The 16,389-nt window shown below is 59.4% G+C and carries 10 protein-coding genes and 1 pseudogene; 4 read left to right on the top strand and 7 right to left on the bottom strand.

Going from position 1 to position 16,389, the window contains the following annotated elements:
• Positions 1–7: 7 nt before the first annotated feature.
• Positions 8–256, bottom strand: a pseudogene (locus AC13Q5_RS29775) (fructose-1,6-bisphosphate aldolase); the annotation flags it as partial.
• Between the two features lie 260 nt (positions 257–516).
• On the opposite strand from AC13Q5_RS29775, the gene AC13Q5_RS29770 reads away from it, so the two are divergent.
• From AC13Q5_RS29770 to istB, 3 genes are all read left to right on the top strand, one after another.
• A complete protein-coding gene (locus AC13Q5_RS29770; RefSeq protein ID WP_488504131.1) occupies positions 517–1,653 on the top strand; it encodes a mannitol dehydrogenase family protein in 1,137 nt (378 codons plus the stop codon).
• Between the two features lie 291 nt (positions 1,654–1,944).
• Entirely contained in the window at positions 1,945–3,471 is a 1,527-nt protein-coding gene (gene istA, locus AC13Q5_RS29765) for an IS21 family transposase (protein WP_488504130.1), read from the top strand.
• Positions 3,461–4,273: an IS21-like element helper ATPase IstB gene (gene istB / locus AC13Q5_RS29760; RefSeq protein ID WP_488504129.1), complete on the top strand. Its 813-nt coding sequence runs from the start codon at positions 3,461–3,463 to the stop codon at positions 4,271–4,273. The genes istA and istB overlap by 11 nt, the downstream gene beginning before the upstream one ends.
• A 137-nt stretch (positions 4,274–4,410) precedes the next feature.
• Here the strand turns inward: istB and AC13Q5_RS29755 are convergent, their stop codons facing one another.
• The 6 genes from AC13Q5_RS29755 to AC13Q5_RS29730 form a co-directional block, all read right to left on the bottom strand.
• Positions 4,411–5,421 carry a lysophospholipid acyltransferase family protein gene (locus AC13Q5_RS29755; protein ID WP_488504128.1) on the bottom strand — a complete coding sequence of 337 codons (1,011 nt, stop codon included), beginning with the start codon at positions 5,419–5,421 and terminating at the stop codon, positions 4,411–4,413.
• Positions 5,418–6,899: a cytochrome P450 gene (locus AC13Q5_RS29750; protein WP_488504127.1), complete on the bottom strand. Its 1,482-nt coding sequence runs from the start codon at positions 6,897–6,899 to the stop codon at positions 5,418–5,420. The genes AC13Q5_RS29755 and AC13Q5_RS29750 overlap by 4 nt, the downstream gene beginning before the upstream one ends.
• Positions 6,900–6,997: 98 nt before the next feature.
• Complete coding sequence (gene lysA / locus AC13Q5_RS29745) at positions 6,998–8,242, bottom strand: diaminopimelate decarboxylase (RefSeq protein ID WP_488504126.1); 1,245 nt, start codon at positions 8,240–8,242, stop codon at positions 6,998–7,000.
• Positions 8,243–8,348: 106 nt separating this feature from the next.
• Positions 8,349–9,530, bottom strand: coding sequence for a PLP-dependent transferase (locus tag AC13Q5_RS29740; protein WP_488504125.1), 1,182 nt, complete (start codon positions 9,528–9,530; stop codon positions 8,349–8,351).
• Positions 9,531–9,544: 14 nt separating this feature from the next.
• Positions 9,545–10,915, bottom strand: a complete 1,371-nt coding sequence (locus tag AC13Q5_RS29735) for an MATE family efflux transporter (RefSeq protein ID WP_488504124.1) — start codon at positions 10,913–10,915, stop codon at positions 9,545–9,547.
• Positions 10,915–12,066, bottom strand: coding sequence for a GNAT family N-acetyltransferase (locus AC13Q5_RS29730; protein WP_488504123.1), 1,152 nt, complete (start codon positions 12,064–12,066; stop codon positions 10,915–10,917). Before AC13Q5_RS29730 ends, AC13Q5_RS29735 begins: the two co-directional genes overlap by 1 nt.
• Positions 12,067–12,391: 325 nt before the next feature.
• On the opposite strand from AC13Q5_RS29730, the gene AC13Q5_RS29725 reads away from it, so the two are divergent.
• A complete protein-coding gene (locus tag AC13Q5_RS29725; RefSeq protein WP_488504122.1) occupies positions 12,392–16,366 on the top strand; it encodes an amino acid adenylation domain-containing protein in 3,975 nt (1,324 codons plus the stop codon).
• Positions 16,367–16,389: the final 23 nt, after the last annotated feature.

The following is a 16,389-nucleotide window of genomic DNA, read 5'->3' as shown; positions in this document are numbered from 1 at the left end:
CCCGGCTTTAAGACAAAACCGGGTCGAGCGAACCAGATTTGTAGCGCTTGGCCATCTCGGCAACGGAAAGAGGCTGGATGTGCAAAGCGTGACCAGCCGCGTCGAACTGTTCGAAGCGCTCCTTGCAGAGCTTCGTCGGTGCGGCCATGGCCGGCGTCATCTGGCTGCCATATCTGTTAATGATCTCCTGCAACTCCTCAGGCACCGAGGAGAAACCATGCATGACGAGATGCGTATTCGGTAGCTTGCGATGGATCATCCACCGCAGGGCTATGGTCAATCACCAATCTGACGGCGATAGCGGTGCATGATGGTTCCTTCAATAGGCAATCGAGCTCGTGCCTTCCATGAGAAGGTGGCCGCATCGCAAACGTGCGTTCACGCCCATAAAAACATTTGACTGTCTGATGGTTCGCTGTTTTTTATCCATAGAAAACAGATCTCAGGGAGATTGCTTGAAAGCTACCCCAATCAGGCGATCTCATTCATCAACATCGAATATATGAGGACATTGGCGTGAGCTCGCGGATCATCCAGTTTGGCACCAGCCGGTTTCTCCAGGCGCATGCGGCATTCTTCGTGCACGAGGCACGGCAATCCGGCCAGGATGCCGGCCCGATTACCGTCGTTCAGGTTTCAGGCGCCAGCAGCCGCAACGGGCGCGTCGCTGCCTTCGGCAATCCAGCCGGCTATCCCGTCATCATCCGCGGCATGTTGGACGGGCAACCCGTCGATCGCACCGTACAGGTTACCAGCGTCGATCGCGGTCTTTCAGCAATCGAACACTGGGAGGAGCTGTCGAGGCATTTTGCCGAGGATGCCGAATTCGTCATCTCCAATACCGGCGAAACCGGCTACAAGACATGGCCAGAGGAAGACCGCTTTGGCACGACTGGGCAGGTTCCGCGATCTTTCCCAGCCAAGCTTGCTGCTCTGCTCGTCCAGCGCTGGCAAGCCTCCGGCCGTCCCCTCGTTATCCTTCCTTGCGAATTGATGACAGGCAATGGCCGCGTCTTGAAACAGACGATTATCGATTGTGCCCGGCTCAACGATGTGACGGCTGAATTCTATACCTGGCTCGATGACCATGTCGCCTTCGCCGAAACCCTGGTCGATCGCATCGTATCCGAGCCGATTGAGCCGATCGGCGCCGTTGCGGAACCTTATGCCCTGTGGGCAATCAAACGCGCGCCGGGTGTCCGCGTGCCATGTGACCATCCAAGCATCGTGCTGACAGACGATCTCGAACCTTACGAGCGCCTGAAACTGCATATTCTCAATCTCGGTCATACCTTCCTTGCCGAAATCTGGCAGCGTGAAGACCGACCGGCAGATGAAACCGTGCGCGCCTTATTGGCCGACAAGGAGATAAGGGTCAGGCTCGATACTCTCTATGAACGCGAAGTACTGCCCGGCTTTGCCGCAAACGGCATGGGTGACGAGGCAAAAGCCTATGTGGCAACGACACTCGACCGCTTCCTCAATCCCTTTTTGGACCATCGCATCGCCGACATCAGCCAGCACCATCCCGAAAAGGTCGCCCGCCGCATCCACGCCTTCCTGGATTGGGCAGATAAGGCAGGCAGCGTGTCGGGCATGCCCGTGCTGCGGCAGATAGCAGGGCGCTATCCTTTGATAAAGGCTACGTCATAACTCCTATCGGCGCGGCGCCAACCCAGTCAGCCTGAGAGGCGGCGAGGTAAGCGGAGAAAATAACCGGCCTCGTTATTGTGCGGCATCGCCAAGAAAATGTACTCAGTGAGAAACTAAAGAAAAATTGCTAATAAGATAACTCGTCTGAATCCACTTTGGCAATACTGCCTTCGCCTGACTGTTGATTTGCACTGAGAGCTGACCCGGGAAAGCGAGAAATTATCACTGAGATTTGACCCATGTTTCAATCATCCCTCGCGAGGTTTCAGCGGGGGCTCTGGAGTGATCGACATGGCGTTACTAAACGTAATCCGACGCTGGCATTTCCGCGAGCACATATCGATCCGAGAGATTTGCCGCAGGACCGGCCTATCCCGGAATACCATCCGCAAATACCTGCGCCTGAACGGCGTGGAGCCGAAGTTCAAAGTTCCGGAGCGGCCGAGTAAACTCGATCCATTCGCAGATCGGCTGTCGGCCTGGCTGAAGGCGGAATCCAAGAAGGGCCGCAAGCAGAAGCGTACCCTGAAGCAACTCCATGCCGACCTGGTGGGCCTTGGCTACAACGGTTCCTATTGCCGTGTTGCAGCCTTCGCCCGGGATTGGAAGGCGGACCAGCAGAGAGAACTCCAGACGACAGGGCGCGGGACGTTTGTGCCTCTTGCATTCGAGCCGGGCGAAGCGTTCCAGTTCGACTGGTCGGAGGACTGGGCCATCATCGGTAACGAGCGCACCAAGCTGCAGGTGGCACACACGAAGCTGAGCTACAGCCGCGCCTTCATCGTCCGGGCCTATCTCCTGCAGACGCACGAGATGCTGTTCGACGCCCACAATCATGCCTTCCGTGTCTTCGGCGGCATTCCAGGCCGTGGCATCTACGACAACATGCGAACGGCGGTCGACAAGGTCGGCCGTGGCAAGGAGCGTGACGTCAACGTGCGCTTCCTGGCGATGGCCAGCCACTACATGTTCGAGCCGGAGTTCTGCAATCCGGCTTCGGGCTGGGAGAAGGGACAGATCGAGAAGAACGTTCAGGATGCGCGCCATCGGTTCTTTCAACCTGTTCCGCGCTTTCCATCGCTGGAAGCCCTGAACGACTGGCTTGAGCTTCGGTGCAAGGAGTTCTGGACGAAGACGCCACACGGCCAGATGCGCGGCACTATTGCCGATATCTGGGCCGAGGAGGCTCTGGCATTAATGCCGGTCTCCCGGCCGTTCGACGGGTTCGTCGAATATACAAAGCGTGTCACGCCGACCTGCCTCGTCCATCTGGAACGCAATCGCTACAGCGTCCCCGCATCCTTCGCCAATCGCCCGGTAAGCCTTCGGGTCTATCCGGATCGTGTCGTTGTCGCTGCTGAAGGCCAGATCGTCTGCGAGCATCACCGCGTCATCGATCGCTCCCACGACCGACCGGGGCAGACGATTTACGACTGGCGGCATTATCTGGCTGTCGTACAGCGCAAGCCCGGCGCTCTTCGCAATGGTGCGCCGTTCGTTGAGCTACCGGACGCGTTCCGGACCTTGCAGCAGTACCTGCTCAAGAAGCCGGGTGGCGACCGCGAGATGGCTGACATCCTGGCGCTCGTCCTGCAGCACGATGAACAGGCCGTGCTGTCGGCCGTGGACATGGCGCTGAAGTCGGGCGTTCCAACCAAGACTCATGTGCTGAACCTGCTTCATCGCCTTGTCGACGGCAAATCCTTCACGCCACCCACTATCGATGCACCACAGGCCCTGACGCTTACCAATGAGCCGAAAGCCAATGTCGAACGTTACGACACTTTGAGAAAGACGGAGGCCCGTCATGCGTCATGACCCTGCAAGCGGCGCCATCGTCATCATGTTGCGACAATTGAAGATGCACGGCATGGCCCAGGCCGTCGGTGAGCTGACCGAGCAAGGCGCGCCGGTGTTCGAGGCGATCATTCCTGTCCTCTCACAACTGCTCAAAGCCGAGACAACAGAACGGGAAGTAAAGGCGATAGCCTATCAGTTGAGGTCTGCAGCCTTCCCGGCCTATCGGGACCTGAGCGGTTTTGATTTTACAAACTGCGAGATCAACGAGGCACTCGTGCGTCAGTTGCACCGCTGTGACTTCCTCACCGAGGCCAACAACATAGTGCTGATCGGCGGCCCTGGCACTGGTAAGACGCATATTGCCACGGCGATCGGCGTCCAGGCTGTCGAGCATCACCATAAGCGCGTCCGCTTCTTCTCGACGGTCGAGCTGGTCAATGCCCTGGAGCAGGAAAAGGCGCAGGGACATTCAGGAAAAATCGCCAAGCGTCTCTTCCGATGTGATCTCGTCATCCTGGACGAACTTGGCTATCTGCCGTTCAGTGCTTCAGGTGGCGCACTGCTATTCCATCTGCTGAGCAAGCTCTACGAGCACACAAGCGTCATCATCACGACCAACCTGAGCTTCAGCGAATGGGCCACTGTCTTCGGCGATGCCAAGATGACGACCGCCTTGCTCGACCGGCTCACCCATCACTGCCACATCCTTGAAACAGGAAACGACAGCTTTCGATTCAAGAACAGCTCGGCCCATGAGCCAAAATCGACGAAGGAGAAACGCAAGAACTTGACCACAACCACCAACACAAACGATACCTAAAGGCGGGTCACTTCTCGGCGCAAATCCCGGGTCAGCTCTCAGCGCAAATCAACACCTCTACGTCCTTCATATTAGCAGCTTTCTCCCTCCAAGTAACACTCCTTCAATTATCTCTGGGCTTCCGCTTATTACCGATTTCATTCCCCCTTCAGAGATATTCGATTGTCGACAAAGTACCATTGTGCCGGATATTCGCGTATAATTGGCTCAATCACCGCATTCATACACTCCGCATCCTTAATGTGCTGATCTTTGGTGATTTCCATACCGTGCAGCTTAAATGACTCTAAACATCGTAATAGAGAGGATACTCCCCTTTCCCGAACGATATAAACCGGATAGATCAATGCATTCGTTTTGCGAGCCATTCGCGCGATGAGCGCATAGTTGCCCTCAAGATGGGCCGGCCTGCCGAAGAACGGAGCCCGGATATACCCGTTGAAACCCTCGTCACAGAACATCAGCAGATTTCCGCCGTTTTCCAGAATTCTCAGTGCCGGGCGCACGAAACTGCGGCCGGGTTTCAGAATGCCGAGGCCGGCGCCCTTGCGCAGCCGGTTGACGATATAATGGCGTGAGCGGCGTTTGGGCGGGTCGTAGTTCATGGTGACGTCAAGTCCCATGTCGAGAAGGCAATGCCAAAGCACCTCCCAGTTGCTGATATGGGGCGCGATGAAGATCACCGGCCCCTCGCTGCAACGCTCGACCAGCCCTTCGGTGCCAATCTTGCGGACGTGCCGTCGTGCCAGTCTCGGCACCACGGAATATTCCGCCATCTGTCGACCCTGAGAATCAGCATAAGCCTTGAGAAGTTGCTCAAGCTCGGTATCGCTAAGCTCAGGCCTTATCATCTTGAGATTGGCTGCAGCGCGCGCGTAGGCACCTTTATGAAAGCGCGGTGCCAGCAGGCGCCCAAGCCAGCCGCCGAGATCGGAACAGACGCTTGCCGGCAAGAGCATGAAGGCAAAATAGAGGAAGAGATCTACGGCATTATCGATATTCTCGTAAAGCCAATAGCGCAGAAATGCCTTGCGCCGGTCGCCGCCAGCTAAGAAATCGCCAAAGGGCGGAGCTTTCGGAGGCTCATAGGTCCACGCCTTGCGCTTGCCGGTGGCGACTCTTTTGTCGGTGTCGTCCGCGCTCGTCATCCTCGGCGCCTATGCAATGTCACGGGCATGCCGTCACGCGGACGCAGTGTCAGGCGGCATTGTGGCTGAACCTTATGTCCGTCCCTGATCCGAACGCGGAAACGCTGAGCCAGGATCGCCAGGCAGAGGATCGCCTCGGTGAGGCCGAATTGCAGACCGGGGCATACACGCGGGCCGGCGGCGAAGGGAATGTAGCTGTAGGGCGCCGGCCGTGCCTCGCCGAGGAAACGTTCCGGGTGAAAGCGATGCGGCTCCGGGAAGAGCGAATCCGTGCGATGCAGTATCCACGGCACGATCAGCACCAGCGCAGCCTTGCGTACCTTCACGTCGCCAATCTGGTCCGGCTCGGCCGCCTGACGCGCCAGGATCGGTACGGGGGGATAGAGGCGCAACGTCTCCTCAATGACTGCACGGCACCAGTCGAGCTTTGCGACATCGTCAATCGAAGGGACCCGGTCGCCGCAAACAGCCTCGATTTCTGCATGGACAGCCTCTTCCACCCAGGGAGCACCTGCCAACAGGTACCAGGCCCAGGTCAGGGTTGCAGCGGTGGTTTCGTGGCCGGCCATGAAGATGGTGGCAGCCTCGTTTCGAAGCGCCACGACATCGAGTTTCAGCTCGGGATTGCGTTGCTGCCGTCGGATCAGCAGGTCGACCATCGAACTGTTGTCACCCTTGCCGGCAAGATGATCTTCGATCACCTGATCGATGATACGGTGAATCCGTTTGACCGACCGGCTCAAACTCGGCGTCCTGATGATCGGCAGACCCTCGTCAAAACCGAGAAAATAGCCGAAATTGACGGAATCGACCAGCGACTGGTAGCTCGCAAAGCCTTCCGTGACGGCATTGGCGCTTTCCTCGCCGAGATCATTGCCGAAGACGCTGCGAGAGATGATCTCCGCCGTCAGCCCGGCCATCTCGAACAAGGCGTTGACCTCAGCGCCTTCGCCCAAGCTTTGCCAGCGGTCGGCAAGCTCGCTGGCCGTGCTCTGCATGATCGCGCCAAAGGCCGGCACGCGGCTTTTGTGCACGATGTCGGAGACCAGAGGCCGGCGCTGCTTCCAGGTCTCCTTGTCGGAAATGAACAAGCCGTCGCCCAGCAGATATTCCAGCGCGCGGCGCATCTGCGGCGTCTTGCGCTCGAAATTCTCATGTCGCTTGGCGACCACATAGCGGATTGCCTCAGGCGAATTGACGATGATCAGCTGGCGACCAAGCAGCTTGAACTCCGCAACGTGCTCACGATAATCGGCGCGACGCCAGATCGACAGAAAGTCGCTGCGCGCCTGCAGCATGAGCTTCAGCGGTTGGCCGGGCTTCCCGCTATAGTAAGCGGCGTGAGCCGGCTCGAAATATCGCGACGATTGATCGGTGTGTTCGACGATTTCGGTTTTCTGATCAAGCCAGGCCAGCATAGCGGTGCAGAACTTTCGCGCCTTGCGGCCGGTAACGATGTGAGAACGTCCGAGCGCCACGACGCAAGGTCGTGGTCACTATATTCATTTCGCAACCGCAGAAAAGCCCCCGCTTGGCCGAAGTGGAGGCTGTTCCTTCACCTTGAAATCAGCCGTACCTAGATGGCTTCCAGCGTGAAGAGCTCATCGAGTGTCTGGCGCCTGCGGATCAATCGACGTGTCTCGCCGTCGATCAGGACCTCCGGTGCATAAAGCCGGCTGTTATAGTTCGACGACATCGTCGCCCCGTACGCACCGGTCCCATGGAAGACGAGATAGTCGCCGACATGGGCTTCGGGCAAATCGCGCGTCTCTACCGTGCCATTGTCCGTCTGTGTGAAGACATCGCCCGACTCGCAGAGCGGGCCTGCGACGACGGTTGGGAAAACTGCACCGCCGGCGTCTCGTGGCGTCGTGCCCGGGATAACGGAGATATGATGGTAGCTGCCATACATGGCCGGTCTGGCGAGATCGCTGAAACCGGCATCGACAAGCACGAAGCGATTGCGGCCCATCATCTTGACCGCCCGCACCTCAGCAAGCAGCACGCCGGAATCCGCCGTCAGAAAGCGTCCCGGCTCGATCTCCAATCGGATCGAATGGCCGAAATGCGCCTCGATCTCGCGCCGTGCTTTATCCCAGAGCGAAAAATAATGAGCTGGATCGATTTCTTCTTCGCCCTCCCTATAGGGCACGGAGAGGCCGCCTCCGGCGGAAATCGCCTCGATATCCACATCCAGGGCACGGCAGAATCCAATCATCGCGCCGCAGACGCGCTCCAGGTGCCCGTAGTCCACCCCGGAGCCAATATGCATGTGCAGCCCGACAAGCTTCAGAGAATACTGGCGCGTCAGCGCCACGGCCTCCTGCAATTGCTCGAACCAGATGCCGTGCTTGCTGGTTTCGCCGCCGGTGTTGGTCTTCTTGCTATGGCCATGCCCGAAGCCGGGATTGATGCGCAGCCAGACCCGATGGCCGGGCGAGCGCTCACCCAGCTGATGCAGCATGTCGATGGAGCCGATATTGACCTCGACCTTGTCGGCAATGACGCGTTCCAACGTCGGCCGGTCGAAGACATCCGCGGTGAATACGATCTGCGCAGCTCCCGACGCATTGCCGGCTGAAAAGCCCGCCCGCATCGCCCGATCGATCTCGCCGAGCGAAACGGCATCGACCCTAACACCGGCCTTGCGCATCTCCTGCAGGATATGAATGTTCGAACAGGCCTTCTGCGCGTAGCGAATGACATCGAAGGCGGAGAGTTGCGCGATGCGGCGGCGGATCGCGGCAGCATCATAAATCCAGAGCGGCGTTCCGTATTCGGCGGCAAGCGCGCTCAGCGTTTCATTGGAAGGAATGGTCATCTTGTCTCAATCGGTCTGGGCGGGAATAGATCAATAATGAATAATAGTATGGGCGGAGCGACTGTGTCACTCCACCCCTTTCATGATGTAGACGCGCCGCGGCTAGCTAGCGCTTGGCGGCTGCAAGTGCCTGCTCGATATCGGCAATGACTTCCTTGGCCGAGTGCAGCCCGACGTTCAAGCGGATCGTGCGGTCGGTGACGCCGAAGCGTGCGAAGACATTGGTTTCGGGCGAGATGCTTAGTGCTGCCTTGGTGGGGACCACGAGGCTCTCCGGGCCACCCCAGCTGACACCGATGCGAATGAGACCCAAGGCGTCGACAAAGTCGGCGACGTCGATGCGGTCCGAGACCTCGAAGGAAAACAACCCGCCAAACCCGCTGAAGGTTCGCTTGCCGGGATGCTCGCCCAGCGCCGGGTGCATAACATTGGTCACGTCCTCATGTGCCTGCAGCCAGGAAGCTACCTCGAGCCCGGCTTCATGGTGGTGGCGCATGCGGAATGGCAGGGTCTCCAGATTGCGCAGGACAAGCCATGCCTCGAACGGCGCGAGTTTCGCACCCGTATAGGGGTAGATTTCGCTGTTGATGCGATCGATATGTGCCTTGGAGCCGGTAACAAGACCCGCCACCGTGTCGCTCTGTCCGCCCAGATATTTCGAGGCAGCATGGATGACGATATCGATGCCGACGGAGAGAGGCTTCTGGAAGAGCGGCGTTGCCCAGGAATTGTCGACCATCGTCACGACGCCATGGCGGCGAGCGGCCTCGGCGATGGCAGTCAGATCCTGCAGCTCGAAAACCATCGAGGTCGGGTTTTCGAGATAGGCCAACTTGGCACCGGGAAGTGCGGCAAGCATGGCTTGCGTATCGGTGCCGTCGATATAGTCGACGACGACACCGAAGCGCTTCAGCACTTTTTCGAAGAAGCGGAAGGCATCGCTATAGACATGCCGCACGGTGACGATACGGTCGCCGGGTCCAACGAACGCCAGAACCGCGGCAGCAATCGCACCCATGCCGCTTGAAAATGCGCGCGCCTCTTCCGCGCCTTCCATCTCGGCGATCTTGCGCTCCAAAAGCCGCACGGTCGGATTGTCGCCACGTGAATAGATAGGCTTCTTCGAACGGCCGGCGAAGACGTCTTCCAGCTCCTTGTAGCTATCGAACAGGAAGAGCGATGTCTGGTAGATCGGCGGCACGGCCGCATCGAAAGGATCGTCGCGCGGCGGCATCAGCGGCTCTGGAATGGCGTGGCGGTAAGCATCGAATCTCGGCGTCTCGTTCATGGCGTTCCTCATGGTCAGGAGTGAAGTGTCGATTGGCCAGCAAGGCGGCCCGGTGCATCGGTGGGCAGAATGGCGAGCCATTCGCGCCATCCGACAAAAGCGCCGAGGATGGCAGCCAGAATGGCAGCGGTGGCAGCAGCAGCGGCGACACCGGCAAAGCCCATCCAAAGCGGCAGCATGAGCAGAAGCGGGATCAGCAGATAGCCCTGCGGCGCAAGCCCCACGAGCGCAGACAGGCCGACCCTGCCCCGCGATTGCAGCATGACGAGCAGGACGGATTGAAAGGCCGCAAGCGGAAAGATCGGAAAGAGGAACCGCAGCCACGTAGCCGCCTCGCCGATAACGTCTGGACTATCGGTGAACAGACGTGCGATTGGCTCCGCGGCCAGGAACAGCAGGGCGGAATAGAGCAATGCGACTGGTAGTGTCACGGCCAGCATGAACCGGATAGCGGCCTTCAACCGCTCGGCATCGCCGGCGCCAAAGGCATGGCTGACGACACTCTGAGCGCCGAGGCAAAAGCCGAACAGAGGGAGCTGTCCCAGGGTCATCAAGCGGATGGCGATTGCAGTGGCTGCAACACCTGTATCGCCGCCATGGACTGCTGCCTCCCGCATCAGGACCAGAAATCCGAGGCCCGTAACGATGCTTGTTGCAGCAGCGGGAAGGCCGATCCGTGCGATCGGCCAAAGCAGTTGCCAGCGTATCGCTCCGCCGGTCACGCTCACCGTTCCCCATCGACGCAGGAAGTAGGCGACATAGCACGCTAGGGCGGCGATGGACGACACAATGGTCGCCAATGCCGCACCGGACGCACCGAACTTGAAGAGGAAAATGAAGATGGGATCGAGAACCGCGTTCAACGCGAAGCTCGCGATCAACACGATCATCGAAAAACGCGAATTGCCCTCGGCAATCGCAATGAAATCGCAGATAGCCTGCAAAAGCCCGAGCGTCAGGCCGAAAGCGAGCAGCCGACCATAGTCGAGCCCGGGGGCAAGAAGATTGTCGCTTGCACTGAGGGCACCGACAAAGTCCGGCAAACCGAGATAGATCAGGATCGACAAGGCAATGCCAAGCGGGATCGTCGCCGCGAGCGCTGTCGTGGCGACCGACGACGCGGCTTTGAGATCCCCTTCGCCGAGATAACGCGCAAGCAGCGTCGCAAGCCCTATACCCAGCCCCTGACCGGCTGCCGCAACAAGCAGAAACAGCGGCATGACGAGACTGATGCCTGCCAGCACGTCCGGGCCAAGCGCTCCCAGGAAGATCGCGTTGATCGCATGATGCCCGGCACTGGCAGCCAGTCCTGCCACCGCCGGGAGCGCGACCGCCAGAACAAGCCGCTTGATGCGCGGATCGTTCATATCGACGGCTGTCTTCATCAGGCGCCCCGCGCCAGCGAGCCAAGGACAGGCTGCCCATCCTCTGTGGACAAGCCGCTGAGATCCGGCGATAGCAGCCGATCCATGAAGAAGCGCTCGCGCAGGAGCATGACCAGCAGCGCCTTCTTGTGCGGGAACTGAATGTGCTTGACCTTGGCGAAGCCGGAACGGTCGAGATTACGGATTTGCTGGGCGTGATGGTGGATCGGTTCGCCAACGATACGGCGAGTACGCGGATCGGCCAGGAACATGTAGTGCATCAACGACGGCAACCAGGCGCTGACGAAGGCCTTTCCGCGGAAATCATCCTCGCCGATCGCCACATGCCAGCCGCGGTCATAGCCATCGGCCTCGTAGTGCGGCCCTATCCTGTCTTCCTTCGCCCAGTAGAGCTCGAAATAACCGAAGGGCACGCCGCCAAAGGTGCCGATCAGCGGCAATGTGCGAGGATCGGCAAGGCGGCCCGCGATGAAATCGCGATGATAGGAGAGATCGCCGCCGTCCTCCCATATGGCGGCCACCCTCGGATCATTCATCCAACGATGGAAATGCTGAAGATCGGTCTCGATATCGGCGACATGAAAACCGAGTTGCGTGTTCAACCAGGGAATGAAGCGGCTATAGACACGGCCGACGGGCTTCGGCGGCCGCTGCGGATGAAGGGCGCCGTTCGTCAGTACCGGCACTTCCGGATAGCTGCGCGGCACGCTTCCAAGCCAGGATTTTGCCTGCTGGAAGAACGATTGCGGACGCACGATCAGGCGATCGCCGCGCCGCTCGATGGCACCCGCTTCCGCCAGACGCGTTACGAGGCCGCCATCAGCGAGCTCGATCTCGAAGCAATCCAGCTGCGGATTGCATGCCAGAACGGCTTCAGACACGGCGTTGACGATATCCTCGCCAGGAAGCGACGAGGCTGCCGTGGAGATTGTATCGAAGATCAGAAGATTGGCGGTCGTCCCCGATAGATGACCTGAGGCCACCGTCACCCCGTGATGCTCGACGCGAAAGCTCCCCGGCGCAGGCCTCGCCGATATGATGAGCGGCTGGTCGCAGGCAAGCACGCTGCTCTCAAAACCCGATACCGGCAGGCGCAGATCAAAGGATTTCTCCGCTGTCCCATCGCTTCTGATCGCCAGGGAAACATCCATAATTCATCTCCATATCTTCGGAACCACGCCGGCTGAGATCGGCGGGCCAAGCACAGCGCTAATTCTGCGGTGACGAACGGCATCAGCAAAAATTCAAAATATTTTCGGAAAATATTTTTTGAAAATCTCCTGAATTTTCCAAAACTCCGTTCGTCATGCAGCTGCATCGATGTAATTTTCGGAGTATCCGAGTTTATCGACGCCAGAAGTCAGAGATATCAATCGATTAAACTTAATATCTATCGCAGATATTGAGATGTATACGTTATTGTATTTCGATTGATTAGATATGTATTTAAGTACATTCAGGGAGAATGGCGAAGAAATGACTGTCCATGATCGGAACGCCAAGGCAGCAAACGATACGGATTACCTCGCCAAATGCTCGCTATCGCCGGCACAGTCACGTATCTGGCTATTGTCGGAGACGGGTAACGAAGTCATCTACGGGCGACAAATACTCGCCATCGCCTTTCCCCCTGTCTCTCTTGCTGTGGCGCGCGAAGGTCTATCAAAACTTTCGCGGCAACATCCCCTCATCACCTCGGAATTCGAGGCGCGGGCAGGTGGCGCAGTCCAGCAGATCCTGAGGAGCGACCGCTTCGTCGACATCATCGAGACGGAGTTGGGCTCTGGCGATCACCTGGACGAGGCGCTGACCGCGGCTGCAGCGGTCGAGCGAGCTCGCCCGGTGGACCTTACCGATGGCAATCCGGCCCGCTTCATCCTCCTGACCCAAGAGGCGCGCGCCGTGGGTGCGCTATTTTCCCTTCACGCCATCCTCGCCGATGCCGCAACGCTTGACCTGCTCGCGACCGATTTCCTTCGCAATATCGGCGGTCATGAAGCGGTGGATGTCGCGGAGACAACGCTGCCCGACGCCGCGTCGTGGATGAGTGCCAACGGTGCCCCGCGCAGCCCGGCACCAGAACTGGTCGACTTCTGGTTCCAACGACTGACGGCTCAGGAGAACATCGCATCACTGCTGCCGCAAACGTCGGCGGGAAAGAACATGGTCGACGAGGCCTGGTTCGAGCATGTGCTTGAGGTGCCGGTACCATCCGCTGACACGTCTCGCGCCATGCTCGCCGCCCTCGGGATCGCCCTGCGCCGCCATACCGGATACGGCACTCAAAGGATCGGCCTGGTCACGCGCCCGGAAAGGCAGAAAGTTGCCGCCCGTAGCGAGGACGTATTGATCCTGACACCGGAACTCGCCGGTACCATGACGCTTAAGGACGTTCGCGACGCATTCGTCAAGGAAATCGATACGGCTATCAGGCAATCCCTGCCCTTCGAGGCTCTTGCCGATGCGCTGATACGGCGAGATGAATTCTTCGATACGACGGGCCTTGTCAAAACGCTTCTCGATGTGCGCCCGCCCCTGCATCTGCTGAAAGCGGTGCCGAACGAGGCCATGGTAAGCAGTCCAGTCACATCACCGGCACGCCGCGATGCCGATCTGGTCATCACCGTATCGCCGGCATCTGTCGACAAGCTTGTGATTGGTGTCGGCTTCGACCCGCAAAAGCATGATCGAAAGCAGATCATCCGTTTCGCCGACGACCTTGCCATTGCCCTTGCGCAGTTGAACGCCGATCCTGGCACGCAAGTCAAACAAATCCCCTTCGTCTCGCCGGGAGAATTGGAGCGCCTCTCGGCGCCCTATCCCGACGCGCCGGAGCCCGGCGACGGCACGCCGATCCACGAGGTCATTTCCGCACAGGCGAAACGGCGGCCAAACGCCTTTGCCGTAGCACAGGGCGAAAAGTCGACCACACACAGGGAGCTCGAAGCTGCCGCCAACCGGTTGGCCCATCGGTTAATCGCGATGGGGATCGGCCCGGAAAAGCGCGTCGCCATCGCCCTTGAAAAATCGATCGACGCCATCATTGCCATTCTTGCCGTTTTGAAATCGGGCGGCGCATTCACGCCGGTCGAGCCGGACCACCCGGAGGCGCGCAACCGTCATATTCTGACGGCCCCGGGCCTTTCGCTCGTCATTTCCCGCGCAAAGCACATCGCGAACCTGCCGAGTGATATCGCGACCCCCTACCTCAATCTCGATGCTATCGACCTGTCCGCCGAGAGCGTCGATGTGCCGGCAACGACCATCGCCCCGCAGCAACTTGCCTATGTGATCTACACCTCCGGCTCGACGGGCGTGCCGAAGGGCGTCGCAGTCGAGCACGGCCCACTCGCGCATCATTGCAAGGCAACCCTGCGCATCTACGAGATGAGCGAGGAGTCCTGCGAATATCCGGTACTGCCCTTCACCTCCGACGGTGGTCATGAGCGCTGGATAGTGCCGTTGATGGCGGGCGGTGGCGTTGTGCTGACGCAAGACAAGCTTGCCACACCGGAAGACGCCTTCGCCATGATGAAGCGGCACGGCGTCAACAATGCCAGCCTGCCCACCAGCTATGTGCGCGGCCTTGCCGAATATGCCGGCGAAAACAGCGAGATACCACGGCTGCGGCTCTATTCCTTCGGCGGCGAGGCCTTGTCGCAAGCGGTGTTCGACATGATTACCGAGAACCTGAAGGCGCAACTGCTGATCAACGGCTATGGCCCGACCGAAACGATCATGACGCCGATGATCTGGAAAATTCCGGCCGGAACCCGCTTCGAGGGGACGGTCGCGCCAATCGGCCGCGGCGTTGGCGATCGGCGCATCTATGTGCTCGATGCCGACCTTGCGCCGGTTCCAGTCGGCGTGATCGGCGAAATCTATATCGGCGGCAGCGGCCTGGCGCGCGGCTATCTCGGCCAGCCGGAGTTGACGGCGGACCGCTTCATCCCCGATCCCTTCTCGCAAGGCGGCAGGCTCTACAAGTCGGGCGATCTCGGCCGCTGGCGGGAAGACGGCATCGTCGAATTCGCCGGCCGCGTCGATCATCAGATCAAATTGCGCGGCTTCCGCATCGAGCCGGGCGAAATCGAAGCCGTGCTGCGCTCCGATCAGCGTGTCGCCGAGGCTGTCATCCTGCTGCACAATGACGGTGGTCGTAGTTCTCTGGTCGCCTATGTCGTGCCGCGCGAGGGCGAGAGCTTGAGCGTGACAGAGTTGCGTCGCGCCGCCATGACCGCCCTGCCCGATTACATGGTGCCGCAGACCATCATGCTGATCGACAGGCTGCCGATGGGGCCGAACAGCAAGCTCGATCGCGCCGCCCTGCCCGCGCCGCGTATCGAACGCGAGATGGTGGCGCCGGCCAACGACAAGGAAAAAGCAATCCTCGAAGCCTGGAAGGACATTCTCGATATCAGCGATATCGGCGTCACGGAAAACTTTTTCGATATCGGCGGACAATCGCTGATGGCCGTTCGCATCGTCTCGCGCCTGAAGATGCGCCATCCCGAATGGCCGTTGTCGATCGCAGACATGTTCAACCATCCGACGGTGCGCGACCTGGCACTGGCAATCGACGGCAGCCGCGACGAGACCGGCGTCGATGTCGTCTACCTCCGACGCAATGGCGACCGGCCGGTGCTCTACTGCTTCCCCGGATTGCTCGTCAGCACGCGCGAATATATGCGCCTCGTCGACTATCTAGGCCCTGAACAGCCGGCGACCGGCTTCATCTGCTATTCGCTGACCGAAACCAAGACGCTGAGCACCCGCGTCGAAGATATCACGGCGCGTTATGCCGAAGCCGTGCGCAAAAAGGCCAATGGCCGGCCTTGCGCTTTCCTCGGCTGGTCGTGGGGCGGGCTGCTCGCCTATGAGGCCGCCCGGCAGCTCGGCAACGATATCGATCTGCGAATGATCGGCATGGTCGATGTCTGCGACATGGACGAGGAGTTCACCGTTGGCATCATGCCGCGCTTCGAAAACGGCATCCGCGAGCGCACCCATGCTGCCGTGCAGAGCTGGCTTGCGACGACGCCGATGCGCGAGGACTGGAAGAGGCTCTTTGCCGCCATGAACGAGGAGGTCTACGAACAATTCCTCCACCATATCGTCAAGCATAACGTCAAACTGCCGACGGATGGTCCGGATATCGGCTCGGAAGAACACACCTTCTGGATCCTCATCGACAATGCGATGATCTTCCGGAACTACCGGCTGGAGCAATCCGATTTCCGCGTCCATGCCTTTGCGGCCGAAGATTCTCTTACGCGCGCCCTCAACGTCATCGACTGGCGGCGCTATTCGCCCAATGCCACGGCATCGGAAATCGTCACCGGCACCAACCATTTGACGATCATCGGCAAGACGCCCTTCCACCAGCGTTTCGCCCGGCGGCTCGACCATGCCTTTGCGCCGGTGCCGCTGTCCAAAGACACCGTCAAGTAACCCCCTCTTCGACATCATTCTGG

This window comes from Martinezella sp. CNPSo 3964, assembly GCF_057784375.1.
This window is presented reverse-complemented; position numbering and strand designations above follow the sequence as displayed.